Source organism: Desulfitobacterium sp. LBE, from assembly GCF_007830365.1.
GTDB lineage: Bacteria > Bacillota > Desulfitobacteriia > Desulfitobacteriales > Desulfitobacteriaceae > Desulfitobacterium > Desulfitobacterium hafniense.
On sequence record NZ_VLKD01000001.1, the window covers coordinates 5,058,274 to 5,074,961 of the forward strand.

Consider the following 16,688-nt stretch of genomic DNA (forward strand, 5'->3'; position numbering starts at 1 on the left):
AGGAGGCGTTGACAAATGGGGTTTTGGAGAAACCGGAATACAGAGTTTGATTTATTCGAAATTTTGTATAGGCAGCAGCACACGAAGTTTTGTGCTCTGGCCTTTTCCATAACGAAAGATAGAGAACTGAGTCGAGATGCGGTTCAACAGGCTTTTTTAAAAATGTATCGAAAAAGAGATCAACTTAAAGATAAAGGAAAATTCTCCGCCTGGGCTGCCACAATAGTGGTCAATGAAGCCAAAAATCTGCTCAAATCAGCCAATCGCTTCAATGTTGTTCCCCTAGCTGAAATAACGGACGACATGAAGGCCAGCCAAACCGCCGATTCTTTTGAATATGCCTTCGTCATAAAAGATCAAGTGAAACGTATCCTCAATGTTCTGCCGGCTGATGATGCGGAAATTTTGGTTTTAAGGTATTACTCGGACTTGACGGTAGAAGAGATAGCCACTATTTTAAATCTAACAGGAGCGAATGTAAAAATCCGTTTGCATAGGGCAAGGGCCCACTTCAGAGAAGCGGTGGTTCTTGAGGAAGTCGCGGAGGACCTGGGTTATGGGGGGAAGTTCAATGAAATTAAGTGATGAAGAGCTTGACAAGTTAATCAAGGAACGGATAACTTGGGAATTGGAGCAATTACCAGCCCCTTCAGTCGATGAGGAATGGCTTGAGTTTAAACGTCTTGTTTTAAAAGAGCAAAGAAGCCGCCGTATTCGAAACTCCCTTGCTGCTACTGCGGCGGTCGCTATGCTATTACTGGGTTCCCTGGCGTTAGTTAAGCCGAATCAAGTGTATGCTTTGGGTGAACGTTTTTTACAAATGTTAACGCATATGGTGGGTGAGACTACTCAAAATAAAACGGAGACGGTAAATAATGATTCCTCCGGCATGAAACCTCCTGAGGTTAACAATCTCGGTGAACTTGTAGAACAAGAGACTACATTGGAAGAGGCTCAAAAGAAGGTTAATTTTCCTATTGTTGAACCTAAGTATTTACCGCCGGGTGCCAAGATTGAGAAAATTATTTTGACTAACCTTAGTGCCGATGTTAACCGGATCACTATTAATTACATCCTTAAGGAGCGGTTAATCGTATTCACTCAGCAAAATATGACTGCATCAGTTTCTCAGGGGACGTTGTCCGACACGGATGATTCGGTTTCTCAAGCTATTACTATAAATGGAGCATCGGCAACCCTTTTACAAGAGAAGAATGATATGAATGTTTTATCGTGGTATCAACGGGGGCTTTTATTAAAACTAAGGGGACAGCTACCGTTGGCAGAGATCATAAAAATCGCAGAATCCGTAAGTTGAATGGGCAATACATCCTGCGGAAAAAGAGGTAATAAAATAATTGTTTTGGAGGCTTCTCGGTGAGAAGCTTTTTCTTTTCAAAAAATTTTTAACTTTTTTTGATTTTTTTGTAACCAAAGCTTGTTTTCAATTGTCTAACTTATGAGAGACATTATACGAGGAGGATGATTCATGAGAAAATGGTTAATCGTGTTCTTATCCCTGCTGCTTCTCTTAAGCCCCTTAACCGCCTTGGGAGCAACGAACCAGGTTACGAGCAGTGAGATGGTACAGCCCTATGCCTATCAACTGATTGCAGACGGGGGATGCCAGCTGTCGAACAACGGGAACGGAAATATCAGTATTTCCGGGGATACCTCAACGTATTATCCGGTCACTGAAGTTGGCTTAACCTTGAACCTTCAGTATTTATCCAATGGAAATTGGTATACGCTCCAGTCTTATAGCTACACGGCCAATAACACATCATATAAGTCGGGAGGGCAAAAGCTCAGTGTATCGCGAGGGTATTATTACCGAGTGTTGGCAGAGCATACTGCTTATAACGGGTCAACTTATGAAACAGGGTTTTCTTATACTGAAGCTGTTTATGTTCAATAGAGGGTAGCGGTTAAGGTACATAGCAAGTAATTATTGCCTTCTGACTATTTGGATGGCTTTTGCCATTTAATATAGAAAGCCGTCAGATCCGGCAAAGATAGTAGGTGATCTAATGGCATCTCCTATGCAAAGTGTAAGTGTTTTCTTGCTACACCTACTGGGGATATTTGCAAAGGAAGATTTGAGGAAAGGAGTATTTTATTCAATTCCCAAATGTCCGAGGAAAGGTATTTCTTTTAGTCAATCTTTCCTTTTGGAGTCGTAACCCTTCAAAGTTTTATAATATTAAATTTTGCGAGTAAGTTCCCAGAAAAGAGATGAAAGAACTAAACTCTTGGAAGATTCGAATAATGACTCAAGCGTAAGCACTAGCAACTTGCCAAGTTAATTGACTTTGCCGCCGTGTAATATCTTTTAGATCTAGAAAATTTTGCCGTCTTCAAGCTTCTGGGAGGTTGTGTTAATGAGGTAATGGTTGTCACTTTTGATGTGGGCGAAGTTAAGGAGATTTTGTAAGGCAGGTGCTTATTAGTCTTAGCGTCGAGTTTTTAGAGGAGCGGCGCCCATGTGGAAGGTTGATCGGATGGGAACACTTTTTTCCACAATATTATCACTATAGTTTCATGGAAAGGTGGTAAATACATGATTAGGAAATATAACTTGTTGTCTATATTAATATTAAGCGCGTCTTTAGTTTTCAGTTCCCTGGTATATACATTTCCAGTCTCCGCTTCGCAAAACCCAATAATTGTCTTCCAAGAGGGTAGGTTAATGAAAACGGTTACAGAAGACACTGAGGAAAATGGAAAGAGATTTAGAAATATCAAGCAAGGGTTTAAAGCGAAATCTACCATCACAATAAAAGATGGTGCGATAAAAGGGCAAATAAAAGATCTTGAGGATTCGCTGAAAACCTATATCATTGATGGTAAAATCGATGCTGGAGATCCCAGTAAGTATGAAGGCACGGTTACAAATGATCCAGAAACAACATTCGTTGCATTCTTAACTGAAGGCACTGAAAATGGGGACTCAAAATTAATAGTCAATCTTACAAAAGGTGATAGGAACATTTCATATGTATTTGATGGAAACACCGGAAAGGAAATGAAGCAGGAACTCCCTAATGTTGAGGTGACTTCAGATTACTATGAATCTTTGCTTGAACGTAATTATTTTGGGGGATATATCGCTGTCCAAGGAGAGGCAAATATGAACAGTGGAGATTCAAGCTTTCACCGAATTAGGATGTTTACTGATCAAGCTGATGTGGAAATTGATACAGGTTTACGCTATGCGTTTGTAGAGGGTTGGACAGTTGAAGCGGTTCCCGGCAGCTATTCAGAATATGGGATTAATTATCCTACTGATGGGACGTCGAGCTTTACTTTACCTTGGTACGCTCCTTATATCGGTGTTCAAACAGTGAGTGTTAATACTTCATCAGTTGACGCAAATGATTATGGGAGTTATATTGGTTGGAACTTCTGGTGGAGCTCATTAAAATCTCATAATGATGATTGGTATGCTCCCCGTACATCAACGGAAAAGGGTTATGTTGTTAAAGCTTTATTCGATACTAGCACCAACGCTACTGGCATTATAAGGCCAACGGTTCGTCAACTGATCCAATACTATGCGTTTGATACTGAAGGATGGATGTATCCAGAATACTATTATTCAACCACATTTCCTATATACATTAATTAAATAAAAAGTATCACAATAAGGGCAACAAAATACTCAGTGCTTATTATACTAGGCAAAGTCTCTTTGATATGGGGTATACTTTTGGGTCGAAGAGATTTTGCCGCCCTCAAGCTTTTAGGTATAGCAGCCATGTCAATGGGATAATGGATAACACATCCTCACTTGCAATTCTGGTGTCCTTCGCATCACTTTTGAGTACGGTGAGCCTGTAATCAATGAAGCAAGAGATATTTACGCTGCAGGTATTTGTCTGTCTTAATTTTATCCAGGGTCGATGGTCTTGGGAACGTCGATTTCAAAGGAGTTTTAATCATGAAAAATAGCAAAAATGTAGTGAGGTAGTTTAATGCATCAAGGCTGAGAGAGCTACTTTTTTTTGTTCACGCATTTTGCCGCGCAAAAATCCTTGCAAAACGGGATTGATTTAATCCTTCTTGCGCGTTGTAATTGTAAGAATAAAGGGTCATCACAATGGTATGGTAAAATTCTTTTCCAATGCGTGTGTCATGTTTCAAGATTTCGCTTTAGTTCCTTGGAATTTTCAGGAATGATTGACCGAGAGTTCGGCTGTAAAGGCCTTGGCGGACAATCACTGGTCAAAAATAATACTAAATCTTTTTATGGAGGATAGTACAATTCTAGAGCGAACCAAACAGTATTCTACGGAGATAGCAAAACCAATATTGTGACTATTAATTTTATATTAAGGAACCGAAAGAGATAAACTCTAGAGCAAATTGATACCTGTTATCTTGTTTTGAGCAATTATCTAAGAATGTATTTATACATTTTAGAATCGGCAGGTAGTTCATATGCGTGAGGTAGATTCGTTTACTGTTATAGTAAATGCTGCTTACTGTGTCTGTTCTAAGGTTTTGAGTTTAACCATTATGGATAGGCTCCCTGTATCAATGTTGCAAGAGAGGAATCCATAAGAGTATTACCATACCATTTTTCTCAACTTGTGCAGAGTTTTTTAGCCTTATTAAAATGGGAAGGCTATATCATAGAACTTACATGAATATAATGAAAGAAGGGGATGACATATTTTTAGTGCATCGAATGTTTTAGTTTAGTAGGTGCTTGTCAAGGGATAGGGGTTCAGGGCTGGCCTCTAAGAGATTTGTTAAAAAAGAAGTAATTCACTGATTCATAGGAACTGCTAGCTCTAGAATATTTGTTCTATCAAGAAAAGATCAATATCTACTTTATGTAAAACTATTTGAAGAGCAATATCAGTGCTTATGTGCTTACCATATGAGATTATGAATGAGGTGAATTGTGATGAAGAATATTCCATTTCCTAAAAAGATAATCCTTGTAATGGGAGTAATAATTATACTGTCTTTGAGTCTATTCTATATTGAAAACTATAACATAAAAACTTCCAATGGAATTGATCCGACTTTGGTAAACCCAAGATTTATTTCAGCTATTGGGCTCAAAGACCCTGCAACATTTGAACCAAAAGTTCTTAGAAATGAAGAAAGTATCAATAAATTTATATTATCAATGTACCAATTAAAAGAAATACAGAACCCTATTCCGGAAGAACAATTAACAGGTGATATAAAAAAAATTGTTCTTCATCGAGAACATTCACTTCTAAAAGCTAGTGGGGATCATACTATGTTTATATTTATTGATTTAGGTGTGATCCTATTTGCCGACAAACAATATGAAGTATCTGAAGAATTTGTTAGTTTGATAGAAGAGCTTGAACAGAATTTTACGGATGGATGGTGGTAATGTTCGAGGAAAGGCCTTCCATTCGGTCGACCTTTCCCCTCGGGGGCGTACCCTTCCAAAATTCGACAAGTCAAATTTTGCGAATAGAAGAGCAAAGCAAGCTTACAGACAGCATCCAAGAGGCTCAGGAAGCCTTGGCCCGAACTCCACCCAGTTCCTGGTCATCTCTCAATGCAAAGGAACCATGGAAGCGGCCGATGTCCTCTATGGCATCACCATGGAGGCATCCTTTGGTTTTTTAAAGACAAATATATGTAACCTAAGTCGCATTAGTATTGGTGTACTGTTAGTTTCACTTTTCAGAATTCTGCGCTTCTCAAAGACTACAGCTTTTATGAAAATATTGAATTGCCCCTTCTTCAGCGGAAAATATCGGCTAAACAAAAAAGGAAAAATTATGAATTACTCCTCAAAACTTGAAATAAATGGTATTCTTCGGGAAAAACCTCAGGAAACATCGAGTGGTCAACAACAACGGGAGGCCATCGCCAGAGCCTTGGTATGCGAATCAGAAGTCATTTTGGCTGATGAGCCAACCGGCGCGTTAGATCAAAAAACGGGAGAAAATCTGCTGTTGCTATTAAAACAGATTAATCAGGAAGGGAAAACAATTTTGATCGTGACCCACGACAGCAAAACGGTAAACTATGCGAATAAGATAATAGCAATTAATGACGGCGAAATTGTTTGATGCTACTTTATTGAATCGGCGTCTGTTTATTATTGGAGTGGATGGGCAGAGGCAGCAGTTGGTAGAAGCGCTGTCTAAGTGATTGGCCCTAATAGATTGAAGGTGATTGTTCATTGGAGCAGCTTAAAAAAGACATTGTTGTTACCTTATGCATTTCAGTAACGATTGGGCATACCGGGGAGACAATTCTTTGCTTATGTTGAATTTCGAATGGAATTTTGTATTCCCCCTAAAGGAAAATGTGATTGTTTTATTTTCGAATTCTATGTTTGTGGCGCTGGCGGAAAAGGCAGCTTGAGTCCGTATTCACTATACAATAACTGGAAATGGATACTTATTAGAGATAGTGAGCAGGTAATTGGAAAATAGATGATTCGGGATATTAGAGCATTTAAAGCTATTGAGAATTTGAAATGAGTTTTTTATTGCTGGAAGACATTGCCTTGGTTCGGTGCGTTGGATTTGCTTAGCACCGGCATCACCTATGGCATCTGCTTGCCTGGGACACTTTATGCAAAGGAACCATGGAAGCAGCCGATGTTCTCTATGGCATCACCATGGAGGAATCGGACGTCTCCCAAAAAGTATTAAGCCCCTCCGATGCGAGGGGCTTGAGCTAACAGCATTACTTTAATTGATACCTTTCTGCATACAAATTTTGCTCATAAGGAGCTCGCCGTCCGGGACACTTCTCTCTGGGACAAAGCTGACAATTCTCGTAGCTTCCTTCCTTAGAAAAGCGGAAACCGGATACTGTTTTGATAGGGCTCATGAGGAAGCTTTCTTTCAGTTCCACCCCGATTAAGCTTTTGACGTCACCTAAAAGTTGGAATAAAGGTGCTTGTTCTTTGAGCGGCCAATCTTCAAGAGAACCGGGGTTCATATTGACGGCATGGCCTAAATTATATTCTTCTGCAATTTGGGCGAAAAATCCCATCCGGGCGGAACGCATAACTGCTTCCATAATCCCATCGGCACAATAGGATTCAAACATATGATGAAAGGTTTTTGCCCATCCTTCAAGCTCTTCTCCGCAAGTGATCACATAAGGGACGACTTTAAAGGTTTCCGCCAGGTTGACCTGCAATACTCTGCTGGTGAACTTAATCCCATCCACGACGACAAAATCCTCTCCTTTGGATTCTATATAGGCCAATCGGTAGGCAGCCTTGGGCTTGCCGATTGTCAATGCTTGCTCAATCATGTTTTCTACATCCTCGACATAAGGTTTGCCCGGCTTGATATGTAAATGTGTAAATAGCCAATCCCGATCGATAGTAAAAGGAATAGCCGTCATTACTTTGGTATTCATTTATTACCCTCCTTAATTAAAATGGATTACTTTAATTATGGCATAACAGGAATTTTCTCACAATCATAACCACTATGTCATTTTTTATGCCCAAAAGGGGAAGTTATACCCCCTGATGGTTTTTGCTCCTTAGATTCATGCTATAATCTATAATGAGAATATTTTGAAAAATATCATTGCTTTTAAAACCTTTAAAACAGGAGGGGGAACATGCCTTATATTAAAATCCAAGGGAAAAATATTTTTTTCCGGCAAAACGATAAAGCTATATCCCACAGACCGACCATCTTATGTGTGCATGGTGCCGGGGGAACTGGAGAAAAATGGGCAAATCAACTATCCGGGCTCAGGGATTATCATCTTATTGCTCTCGACCTTCCTGGACATGGGCTTTCGGAAGGAGAAGCGGTTGATTCCATACAGAGTTATAAGGAAAGCATCTGGGAATTTGTCCAAGCTATGAAGTTAACATCTTTTGTCATTGCGGGGCATTCCATGGGCGGCGCGATTGCCCTGCAGTTTGCTTTGGACTATCCGGAGTGGTTAAAGGGCCTGATTACTGTTGGCAGCGGCGGCAGGTTGAGGGTGAACCCTGTGATGCTGGAAAGCTTGTCACGGGGAGAGCATCCACTGGAGAGTATTCGATTCAGCTATTCTCCTAAGGCTGCTGCAAAGATTCTGGAAGATGCTGCTGAAGAAATGAAAGCTGTGTCAACTCAGGTTTTAGGGGCGGATTTCCAAGCTTGCGATAATTTTAATGTAATAGATAGTGTCCAGCAGATTAATCTGCCTACTTTAGTTATTTGCGGGCAGGAGGATAGAATGACGCCGGTTAAGTATTCCGAATATCTTGCTCAGCAAATACCCCAGGCATCACTTGTGCTCATTCCGGAGGCGGGTCATATGGCTATGATCGAACAGCCGGAAGCTGTCAATAAGGCGATCACGGAATTCATGATGGATAGCTTGAATCCCGCCCAAAGATAGGGATAAGGTAGATAGAAGGATACTCCTCTTTTTGTAAAGAGAGGTATCCTTTGATTTTTTCAAGCAATATAGCTTTGCCCCTCAAATTCGTCTTATCTATGCGGAATAACAGAGAGAAGCGGCATGAAAATGACAACATCAGCTATGATGAGTCCTGTGGAAGTAAGCAGTAATACATTGATGGCAAAAAAACAGCCACTAAGGCTGCTTAAGGTTGCATTTTAGATTCGTTAATACCGAGAGCGTCTTTAATTGATGTTTGAAGGAGCTGCGAGAAATTTAGACCTGCTTCCTCCCCGGCATCCCGTAACCATTTAGGTAAAGTGCAGTTTTTAGTTACGGATTTATTTTTAGCTTCATTGCGATAAGGAGGTAAATATACTTCTATGAATACAATGCGATCACTGGCATCATACAAGGTAATATCTTCTGGAGCAGAAGGGATAGGGAGAGGTAGAGCTTGTTCTTCTTTTTCTATGACTAAATTGGCAAGCATTTCTTTAGCCCTTCGGATCCCATCGGTTATATCTAAACTTAAGATGGCGGTGCCGGGGAAATCAGGAAAATACATACCAAGGCCTTCATCGTCAGCTTTTTCGACAACAATGGGATAAATTAAATGATTGGTCAAAGTTATCAACTCCTTTGGGAATTTTATATTTATTAGTCGCTTGCATCTAGGATTAGAATTTAACTCCTGATGAGCGTTCGATACTATTAAGTGTTCCTTTCGGGATGACCTGACCGCTATGATGGTAACTTATATCTGCATATTTGGTCGGATCATTTTTGTGTATGTATCATTGGTGACTTGTACCTTTGCCATGGTTTGGGGATTTGATAAAACCTTCTTCTTTTAGTTTTTCAAGAACTTTTCTTACAGTAATTTGCTTCCCCAACCGAATGCCTCCCTTGCTAACATCAGAATAACACGTGTTATATATGCGTGTCAATGGTGCGCGTGAAGGTTTAATTTCATAGGGGCCTTAAGAAATCAAAGGGTTCCTCAATAGTTCATCCTGAAAAAGGGAATAGAAGGAAGTTGTCGAAAACTATGCTATAACGCCATTGTTTTTTATATAGTGGAGGGATGAACATGAAACGGCTTATAATCTACCTGCTTTATGGGACAGGACTTTTGCTCCTCATTTATCTGGGGGTTCATCACTATGAAGCGCTGCGCTTGACGGCAGGCAGAAGTTTTGATCAGACTCCGCTCGTCAGGTTCGTGGCTTTCTTCGCCATAGTGTTTGGGGCTGAGTTGAGTCCATGAAGAGTGGGAACTCTTGAGTATCTTAACCAGAGGAGGTCCGGTCATTCAATAATCTTTTTCAATCTGTGGCTGAATGAGGAAAGATACGTTAATTTATTGACTCAAAGTCATCTTGGAGAAAGTAATTCCAATGTCATCGAAAGAGCTCGGCATTGCTCGCTTTCTTTTGATATCTGCCAAAACAAATGGTATACTTAGGAAAAAGAATACAGCTAAGAGGAGCGGGAAGATGAAAAAGAATTACCTTCTGCTGCTAACGGCGGCTTTGCTGATAAGTTCAATTTTATTGGGGTGCAGCAAGAGCCAGGCACCGGCAAACCAGCCGTCCCAAGCAGGCAATGACGCCACGGCGGCGCAAGAGCTCATAGTGGGTATGGAACTGGCCTATCCGCCTTTTGAGATGACCGATGAAAAAGGGAACCCGACAGGTGTCAGTGTTGATTTTGCCAAAGACTTAGGCGTAGCTTTGGGCCGACCGGTTAAAATCGAAAACATGGCGTTCAGCGGTCTTATACCGGCTTTGCAAACGAAGAAAATTGATATGGTTATTTCTTCAATGACGATTACGGACGAACGGAAAAAAACCGTTGCTTTTTCTGATCCCTATGCCAAAGCTTGGCTGGCCTTGTTGATCAATGAGAAATCTTCGGTGAAAGAGGTTAAGGATCTCAATGCGCCGGGGCGTAAGGTGGCCGTCAAGAATGGTACGACAGGGCATATTTATGCCCAAGCCAATCTGCCGCAAGCAGAAATCATGGTTTTTGAGAAAGAAAGCGCTTGTATTCTCGAAGTCGGCCAAGGGAAAGCCGATGCTTTTATCTATGATACCTTGAGCATCTACAGAGCCTGGAAACAGAATGAAAAGACGACCCGTGCCAATTTGAATCCATTCCAGGATAAAGTTGAAGAATGGGGCGTGGCCTTGCGTCAGGATGATAAGGAATTGACGGCTAAGGTCAATCAATTCATCGGCGAGTACAAGAAGAACGGCGGCTTCACAAGACTAGCGGAAAGATATTTGCCTCAAGAGAAAAAAGACTTCGCTGCTCTGGGCGTGAAATTTTTCTTCGATTGAGCTTTTGCCTGCTTACTTAAAGTCATGGATTGCCGTGCAAACTCCGTGCCGCAGCATTGCGGCGCGGAGTTCTCGATTTTGCGGTAAGGATAATAGTCAAAACGAATAGAATGAATACAAGATAAATAAAAAGACGAATAGAAGATGAGTAGAAGACGAGTTGAAGCGGGAGAGGAGGGAATCCTGGATTGAACCTGCCGAATTTATTGTGGAAAAATGAAGAATCTCATCATCCCACTCGTGTGCAGCAAGCCTTCAATATCGCACTGGTCAGCGCCTTTATGCTGGGCGTCCTGCTTTGGGCTTTTTACAGCCTCGACTATACGCTGCGGCTGGACACCGTTTATCTGTATAGGGCCAAGTTTATCGACGGCTTCCTGATGACGATCATTATTGCTTTTTTTTCCCTGATCTTAAGCCTGATCATCGGGAGCTTCTTGGCGTTTGCCGGAAAATCAAGATTTTTGCCTTTGCATTATTTTAGTAAGGCCTATGTCGAAATCATCAGAGGAACTCCGCTGCTGGTCCAGATTTATGTGTTTTTTTATATTATTGCTACCGCGATGCACCTCAGTAATCGTTATGTCCTGGGGGTCATCATTTTATCGGTTTTTTCCGGGGCGTATATCTGTGAAATTATCCGGGCAGGGATTGAGAGCATCGAAGCGTCTCAGATCGAAACTGCGCGATCACTTGGCTTCACATCATACCAACGCTATCGTTATATCATCATTCCCCAGGTGTTCAAAAGGATCTTACCGCCCTTGGCCGGCCAGCTGGTGTCATTGATCAAGGACTCTTCACTTTTGTCGGTAATTGCCGTCAGCGAGCTGACCAAGAACGTTCAGGAGGTCGATTCATTCACCTTTGCCACCTTTGAGAACTACATTGTGCTGGCGCTTTTATACATGATCCTGACCGTGCCGATTTCCTATATCTCGAAGGTTTTGGAAAGGAAATTCAATTATGAAGCTTAAAATCAGCAATCTGGAAAAAGCTTTTGCCGGCAAAACAGTGCTTAAAGATATCAATATCGATTTGGAGCATTTTCGCTCCCTGGCGATTATCGGTCCTTCAGGAGGGGGCAAATCCACACTTTTGCGGATGATCGCCGGTTTGCAAAGACCCGATCGTGGGGAAATTCACATTAATGGGGAAAGAATCGACTATTCGGAAACACTTTTGCACGAATACCGCAAAACGATTGGCGTAGTCTTTCAGTCTTACAATCTATTTCCCCACCTGACAGCCCTGGATAATATCACCCTGCCTTTGACGGTTGTTCATAAATTCAGCAAAGAGAAAGCCGAAATAATCGCTTTGGATCTGCTGGATCGGTTCCAATTAAAAGTGCATATGGATAAGAAACCTCATCAACTGTCGGGAGGGCAGCAGCAGCGCATTGCGGTAGCCAGGGCCTTGTCCATTGAATCCCGTTTTTTGCTCTTTGATGAACCGACCTCGGCCCTCGATCCGGAGCTGACCAGCGAGGTTCTGGACATGATTAAAGAGCTGCAGGAGCAGGACAAAGATTTAATTCTTGTGACTCATGAGATGGGGTTCGCCCGCCAGTCCTGCGATTATGTGCTTTTTATTGCCGATGGTCAAATTATCGAACATGGCCCCAGTGCGAAGATTTTTAAAGAGCCGCAAAGCCTGGAGCTGAAGAATTTTCTTAATAAGATTTTAGAATGGAGATAAGACAGAGTCCTGAAGGCCACCTCCGGCCATTCAGGACTCTGTTTGCTTATGAGGGCTTATAGTTTACTCATCCATTGAACTGATCAACTGAATCAAGTTCTCTTTTATCTTCCTGATCTCCGCCACCGGCTCCCCGCCCAGATCAAAGAGGGCTTTTCCTTCCAAGTCAGCATCCATAATCTCTCTGCTGAAAGTGACATGGCCCAGCAGGGGAAAATCGCTCAGAGCCTCCCCCACGAACTCCAAATCTTCAGCGCTCCTTACTTTGCTGGCCACCACAAAAACCCTTTGAATCCCCAGATCACGGGCCAGCTCCTGAATTTGCCGTGCCGTCTGCACACTCCGCCGTCCCGGCTCGACTACCACGATCAAGGCGTCCACCGCGCCTGCCGTTCCCCGGCCCAAATGCTCGATGCCGGCTTCCATGTCCATGATGACCACTTCGTCTCTTTGCACCAGAAGGTGCTGCATCAGCCGCTTGATCAGGGTGTGCTCCAGGCAGACGCACCCTGAGCCGCCCTGTTCCACCGTCCCCATCAAAAGCAGCTTAACCCCTTCATGCTCCACGCAAAACTGCTCCGGCAAATCGTCCACCTTCGGGTTGAGGATGAAAAAAGTGCCATAGCCGCCATCGGCCCCCGTCCTCTCCTCAGCCAGTGCCTTCATCTTGGCGAAGGGAGTGATTCCCCGGTAGTTCTCCTCAGGAATGCCCAGAGCAGAAGCCAGATTAGCATCAGGGTCTGCATCCACCGCCAATACCCGGTAACCGTCAGCTGCCAATAGGCGGGCCAAGGTTCCGGAAAGGGTCGTCTTGCCGACCCCGCCTTTGCCTGTCACTGCTATTTTCATCGCTCTAACCCCCTGTTTGTTGTTTCTATAGATTTAATCCCGCCCGTTTCTCCTGAATCACGGCGAATAACTTCTTGACCGCCTCTTCGGGATCGGTCTCAACGATAAAATAGCCCCCGGTAATATCTTTGATCTTCTCCGTCAACACTTCCGTTACCACCTGGGACCCCAGGACTTGAGGGACAGTTCCCAGATGAGTGGGCAGGCCTAAGGCTACGGCCCAGGTGCCGATGGCTACTGCCTTTTCCGACATAGCTTCAGGAGCGGAGGCCACCAGCGGCAAGCGATCCAGATCGACTCCCAGCTTTTGTGCGATGGCCACAGCCACGGAAACGGCACGGGTATTGTCTACACATGATCCCATGTGGAGAACCAGGGGCAGTGGCCCATTCAAACCATTGGCCTGGCCGATGGCCGTCAGGACAGCCTTCAACCCGTCCCCTGCATAGGCCAGGGTTGCTTCCTGGGTCATCAGTCCATGCTTGGCCAAAGCACCGGCTCCACAGCCTGTCGCTAAAAGAAGAACATTGTGGGCTGCCAGCCCCTTGGCCAGTTCAACAAAGCTTCGATCCTGAAGGATGTTGGTGCTGTTGCAGCCGGCAAACAGGCAGATCCCTTGAATATTGCCATTCACGATATTGTCCAATAAAGGTTGAAGAGGATCGTGGGCATCAAGCTGGCTCAAGGCCCCGATCACCGCTTCGGCGCTGAAACCGACGATAGCTTTTTCCTTAACCTGAGGGATATTCACCCGCTTGGGATCCCGGCGCTGGTAGGCATCCACAGCCAGTTCCAGAATTTTTCTGGCCGACTCCACCGCATTTTCCTTATCAAATTGAACATGGGTAGCACCGGGGATTTTGGTGGTAGACATAGTCGTAATGAGCTCAGTATGGAAACATTGGGCAATCGCTCCCAGGGAAGGCATAATACATTGAACATCCACCACCATGGCTTCCAAAGCTCCTGTTAGAATAGGCATCTCCTGAGAAAGATAGTTGGTCGCCAGGGGCACTCCATGGCGTACCATCACTTCATTCCCGGTACAGCATACACCAACGATGTTAAATCCGCCCGGTGCTCCGGCTTGCTTAGCCAGGTCATTCAGCATCGCCGCCGCATCGCACACCACCTCACTGAGCAAGGGATTATGCCCATGGACGGCAATATTGATGGCATCCTCCTTAATGACCCCCAGATTGGCCTCGGTCACCGTGGGTGCAGGAGTTCCAAAGAGAGCATCGGAAAGCTCGGTGGAAAGATACATTCCTGTGTAATCGGCCACCGCTCCCTTTACTCCTCCCAGCAGAATATTCACCGGATCGGCATCACACCCCACATGAGTCCGGCTCATAATCTCAGCGACGGCAGCATCGATATTGTGAGGCATGACATCCCATTGTTTTAATTTGGCCGCCCGCTCTTGTGTCATGGTCAATTCCGCCCAACGGCAGGGAATTTTAGAATCCTGGCGGGAGTAATCCTCCAGGGACGCGTCAGCTACTTCTTTGGTCAATTCGCGAATACTTTTCCCTTCCCAATCGATCCCCAGCCTTTGAGCTATTCTTTTCAGCTTTTCTTCGTCTTTGATTGTATAGGCAGAGGCATTTCCTTTGCCGACCTCCCGCATGGTCAGGGCAATATGGCGGCCGTGGTCGGAGTGAGCTGCTGCTCCGGCAGCAATACCGCGGATCAAATTGCGGGCCACGATGGTATGGGCATCGGCGCCGCAAATACCCCGTTGGGCTCCCTTGCCAAAGGGATCGACCCGGCAGGGGCCTTTCCAGCAAATGCGGCAGCAAATCCCCATTTTGCCAAAACCGCACTGAGGCTGCTGATCTTTATGGCGATCCCAAACGGTTTGGATCTTGTCTTTTTCCGCCACAGGCAACAGTTTCTGGACTGCTTCATCAATGGAAAATCTTAAACTCATGATCCGTCCTCCTTTAGTCTACAACACTCTGCATTCGCTATCCCTTTCAGAGACTGAGCGAAAGGACTTTTGTCGGGCAGGCCTGAATACAAGCGCAGCCTTCTGCTTTAATTTCTTTATTCCGGCTAAAACACAGGTCACATTTGAGGGCTTTGGTCCGGTTGCTCTTTTTTCCATCCGCTCTTTCCACCATTTCCGTGGTCATGGTGATTGAACCGAAAGGGCAGGCCCTGGCACAAAGCTTACAACCAATACAAGTTTCCCGGTTAAGCTTGACGAGCCCCTCTTCTTGATACAGTGATCCGTTCGGGCAAACTTTAACACATGGGGCATCCTCACATTGCCGGCATTGAGTGAGCGCCACCGTAGTTCCTTGCTGCACTACACTTACTCTTGGCTTAAGCTTCATTTGGCCAGCCGCCGCTCCTTCGATCTCATATCCGGCATGGGCCAGGCCACAAGCCAGTTCACAGCTTTTGCAGCTTAAACAACGGCTGAGATCAGCATGGATGAAACGGTTCTTTCCCTTAGACATAAAGCACACCTCCTCATCTCCGCCCCTTCATCACTGGAAAGAGCAAATTATGTCGGTTTCATCGTAGCATGCAGGATTGCAGAATTATGTCAATTAGTTGACAAAAGAGAGCGAATTTTCGCTCTCCTTTGTCTATAAAAACTATTTTATTGGCGGCTTGGTTTTATTTCAGCTGATCATTCTTATCGAGCATCTTCTTTAACATGTCCATGTCTTTAATAATAAGGGTTCTCCTATTCACTTTCAGCAAGAGGCCGTTCTTGTAAAAATCATTGAGCAGAAAGGATACGGTCTGGCGGCTTGTTCCTAATATAGTTGAGATATCCTCCACATTTAATCCCAACTCCAGCTGAATTCCCTCAGCCACCTGACACCCTTTATCTTTGGCCGCATTGATTAAAAATTCGGCTAATCGGGTGTGGGCTTCCTGAAAGACCAAGCCATTGATAATAGTAATAGAGTTTTTCAAAAGATCTCCCAATACTTTAATCATGATCAGAGAGAATTGAGGATAGCGGGTGATCATCTCGCCAAACTTTTTCGTCTTGGCCACCAACAGTACGGTGTCATTATCCAAAGCCTGGGTAAAGGCTCTGGTATGCATGGAGAAGATATCTCCTGGTTCTAAAATAGATAGGGTAAACTCCTTATCTTCATAAGATAAAAAAACCCGCACCCGCCCTTTTTTAACGAGCATGACTAAATTCTCTTCGTGATTGGGCAGAGAGATGATCTGCTTCTTTTGGAAAGTCCGCTCCTGAAATATGGATAGAAGGTCACTGTATTCCGGTGACCCCAAGGCCTCGATCAAATCAATATCGGTCAATTTCATTCTGGCAGGCATGATGCTCCACCTTTCACTGTTATGTATGAATTTCTTTTTAATTTCCCCTATTATAACCAGCACCCTATGAACATACAAGCCCTCTCATGATTCGACAGATCAGACAAATAA

At 43.8% G+C, this 16,688-nt stretch carries 17 protein-coding genes; 11 read left to right on the forward strand and 6 right to left on the reverse strand.

The features are described 5' to 3' along the window. Window positions 1–15: 15 nt before the first annotated feature. The 6 genes from DESLBE_RS23905 to DESLBE_RS27195 all read left to right on the forward strand — a co-directional run bounded on the left by DESLBE_RS23905 (window position 16) and on the right by DESLBE_RS27195 (window position 6,068). Entirely contained in the window at window positions 16–585 is a 570-nt protein-coding gene (locus DESLBE_RS23905; RefSeq protein WP_005813105.1) for a sigma-70 family RNA polymerase sigma factor, read from the forward strand. Further along, window positions 572–1,318, forward strand: a complete 747-nt coding sequence (locus DESLBE_RS23910) for a DUF4367 domain-containing protein (RefSeq protein WP_018307033.1) — start codon at window positions 572–574, stop codon at window positions 1,316–1,318. Before DESLBE_RS23905 ends, DESLBE_RS23910 begins: the two co-directional genes overlap by 14 nt. A 171-nt stretch (window positions 1,319–1,489) precedes the next feature. Next, on the forward strand, window positions 1,490–1,918 hold the full coding sequence (locus DESLBE_RS23915; RefSeq protein ID WP_018210986.1) for a hypothetical protein: 429 nt from the start codon (window positions 1,490–1,492) through the stop codon (window positions 1,916–1,918). Between the two features lie 771 nt (window positions 1,919–2,689). Further along, a complete protein-coding gene (locus DESLBE_RS23920; RefSeq protein WP_018210985.1) occupies window positions 2,690–3,628 on the forward strand; it encodes a hypothetical protein in 939 nt (312 codons plus the stop codon). Window positions 3,629–4,912: 1,284 nt separating this feature from the next. Then, window positions 4,913–5,377, forward strand: coding sequence for a hypothetical protein (locus DESLBE_RS23930; protein WP_005813113.1), 465 nt, complete (start codon window positions 4,913–4,915; stop codon window positions 5,375–5,377). Beyond that, window positions 5,364–6,068 carry an ATP-binding cassette domain-containing protein gene (locus tag DESLBE_RS27195; protein WP_243131373.1) on the forward strand — a complete coding sequence of 235 codons (705 nt, stop codon included), beginning with the start codon at window positions 5,364–5,366 and terminating at the stop codon, window positions 6,066–6,068. Before DESLBE_RS23930 ends, DESLBE_RS27195 begins: the two co-directional genes overlap by 14 nt. Before the next feature lie 625 nt (window positions 6,069–6,693). Here the strand turns inward: DESLBE_RS27195 and DESLBE_RS23940 are convergent. Then, window positions 6,694–7,380, reverse strand: coding sequence for a vitamin B12 dependent-methionine synthase activation domain-containing protein (locus DESLBE_RS23940; RefSeq protein ID WP_144678417.1), 687 nt, complete (start codon window positions 7,378–7,380; stop codon window positions 6,694–6,696). Window positions 7,381–7,590: 210 nt separating this feature from the next. Here DESLBE_RS23940 and DESLBE_RS23945 point away from each other — a divergent pair, with 210 nt between their 5' ends. Next, window positions 7,591–8,367: an alpha/beta hydrolase gene (locus DESLBE_RS23945; protein WP_144678418.1), complete on the forward strand. Its 777-nt coding sequence runs from the start codon at window positions 7,591–7,593 to the stop codon at window positions 8,365–8,367. Between the two features lie 208 nt (window positions 8,368–8,575). Here DESLBE_RS23945 and DESLBE_RS23950 read toward each other — a convergent pair whose 3' ends face one another. Further along, on the reverse strand, window positions 8,576–8,998 hold the full coding sequence (locus DESLBE_RS23950) for a type II toxin-antitoxin system HicB family antitoxin (protein ID WP_015944797.1): 423 nt from the start codon (window positions 8,996–8,998) through the stop codon (window positions 8,576–8,578). Between the two features lie 465 nt (window positions 8,999–9,463). Between DESLBE_RS23950 and DESLBE_RS26740 the strand changes: the two genes are divergently transcribed. From DESLBE_RS26740 to DESLBE_RS23975, 4 genes are all read left to right on the forward strand, one after another. Then, window positions 9,464–9,640 carry a hypothetical protein gene (locus tag DESLBE_RS26740; RefSeq protein ID WP_172625495.1) on the forward strand — a complete coding sequence of 59 codons (177 nt, stop codon included), beginning with the start codon at window positions 9,464–9,466 and terminating at the stop codon, window positions 9,638–9,640. A 229-nt stretch (window positions 9,641–9,869) separates the two neighbouring features. Next, complete coding sequence (locus DESLBE_RS23965) at window positions 9,870–10,715, forward strand: transporter substrate-binding domain-containing protein (RefSeq protein WP_144678420.1); 846 nt, start codon at window positions 9,870–9,872, stop codon at window positions 10,713–10,715. A 188-nt stretch (window positions 10,716–10,903) separates the two neighbouring features. Continuing rightward, window positions 10,904–11,692: an amino acid ABC transporter permease gene (locus DESLBE_RS23970; protein WP_144678421.1), complete on the forward strand. Its 789-nt coding sequence runs from the start codon at window positions 10,904–10,906 to the stop codon at window positions 11,690–11,692. Beyond that, a complete protein-coding gene (locus DESLBE_RS23975) occupies window positions 11,682–12,416 on the forward strand; it encodes an amino acid ABC transporter ATP-binding protein (protein WP_005813132.1) in 735 nt (244 codons plus the stop codon). Before DESLBE_RS23970 ends, DESLBE_RS23975 begins: the two co-directional genes overlap by 11 nt. 63 nt (window positions 12,417–12,479) lie before the next feature. Here the strand turns inward: DESLBE_RS23975 and DESLBE_RS23980 are convergent, their stop codons facing one another. From DESLBE_RS23980 to DESLBE_RS23995, 4 genes are all read right to left on the reverse strand, one after another. After that, window positions 12,480–13,265 carry a carbon monoxide dehydrogenase accessory protein CooC gene (locus DESLBE_RS23980; RefSeq protein WP_144678422.1) on the reverse strand — a complete coding sequence of 262 codons (786 nt, stop codon included), beginning with the start codon at window positions 13,263–13,265 and terminating at the stop codon, window positions 12,480–12,482. A 25-nt stretch (window positions 13,266–13,290) separates the two neighbouring features. Continuing rightward, window positions 13,291–15,198: an anaerobic carbon-monoxide dehydrogenase catalytic subunit gene (cooS, locus tag DESLBE_RS23985; RefSeq protein ID WP_144678423.1), complete on the reverse strand. Its 1,908-nt coding sequence runs from the start codon at window positions 15,196–15,198 to the stop codon at window positions 13,291–13,293. A 46-nt stretch (window positions 15,199–15,244) separates the two neighbouring features. After that, the gene (locus DESLBE_RS23990) at window positions 15,245–15,733 is read right to left on the reverse strand and encodes a 4Fe-4S dicluster domain-containing protein (RefSeq protein WP_005813138.1); all 489 of its coding nucleotides are present in this window, start codon (window positions 15,731–15,733) and stop codon (window positions 15,245–15,247) included. A 163-nt stretch (window positions 15,734–15,896) separates the two neighbouring features. Further along, window positions 15,897–16,577 (reverse strand): Crp/Fnr family transcriptional regulator, encoded by a 681-nt coding sequence (locus DESLBE_RS23995; RefSeq protein ID WP_015944790.1) that lies wholly within the window; start codon window positions 16,575–16,577, stop codon window positions 15,897–15,899. Between the last annotated feature and the right edge of the window lie 111 nt (window positions 16,578–16,688).

Excerpts from the sequence above, each read along its gene's own strand:
- DESLBE_RS23905 (WP_005813105.1), top strand. The coding sequence starts at position 16 with ATGGGGTTTTGGAGAAACCGGAATACAGAGTTTGATTTATTCGAAATT.
- DESLBE_RS23910 (WP_018307033.1), top strand. The coding sequence starts at position 572 with ATGAAATTAAGTGATGAAGAGCTTGACAAGTTAATCAAGGAACGGATA.
- DESLBE_RS23915 (WP_018210986.1), top strand. The coding sequence starts at position 1,490 with ATGAGAAAATGGTTAATCGTGTTCTTATCCCTGCTGCTTCTCTTAAGC.
- DESLBE_RS23920 (WP_018210985.1), top strand. The coding sequence starts at position 2,690 with ATGAAAACGGTTACAGAAGACACTGAGGAAAATGGAAAGAGATTTAGA.
- DESLBE_RS23930 (WP_005813113.1), top strand. The coding sequence starts at position 4,913 with ATGAAGAATATTCCATTTCCTAAAAAGATAATCCTTGTAATGGGAGTA.
- DESLBE_RS27195 (WP_243131373.1), top strand. The coding sequence starts at position 5,364 with ATGGATGGTGGTAATGTTCGAGGAAAGGCCTTCCATTCGGTCGACCTT.
- DESLBE_RS23940 (WP_144678417.1), bottom strand. The coding sequence starts at position 7,380 with ATGAATACCAAAGTAATGACGGCTATTCCTTTTACTATCGATCGGGAT.
- DESLBE_RS23945 (WP_144678418.1), top strand. The coding sequence starts at position 7,591 with ATGCCTTATATTAAAATCCAAGGGAAAAATATTTTTTTCCGGCAAAAC.
- DESLBE_RS26740 (WP_172625495.1), top strand. The coding sequence starts at position 9,464 with ATGAAACGGCTTATAATCTACCTGCTTTATGGGACAGGACTTTTGCTC.
- DESLBE_RS23965 (WP_144678420.1), top strand. The coding sequence starts at position 9,870 with ATGAAAAAGAATTACCTTCTGCTGCTAACGGCGGCTTTGCTGATAAGT.
- DESLBE_RS23975 (WP_005813132.1), top strand. The coding sequence starts at position 11,682 with ATGAAGCTTAAAATCAGCAATCTGGAAAAAGCTTTTGCCGGCAAAACA.
- DESLBE_RS23980 (WP_144678422.1), bottom strand. The coding sequence starts at position 13,265 with ATGAAAATAGCAGTGACAGGCAAAGGCGGGGTCGGCAAGACGACCCTT.
- cooS (WP_144678423.1), bottom strand. The coding sequence starts at position 15,198 with ATGAGTTTAAGATTTTCCATTGATGAAGCAGTCCAGAAACTGTTGCCT.
- DESLBE_RS23990 (WP_005813138.1), bottom strand. The coding sequence starts at position 15,733 with ATGTCTAAGGGAAAGAACCGTTTCATCCATGCTGATCTCAGCCGTTGT.
- DESLBE_RS23995 (WP_015944790.1), bottom strand. The coding sequence starts at position 16,577 with ATGCCTGCCAGAATGAAATTGACCGATATTGATTTGATCGAGGCCTTG.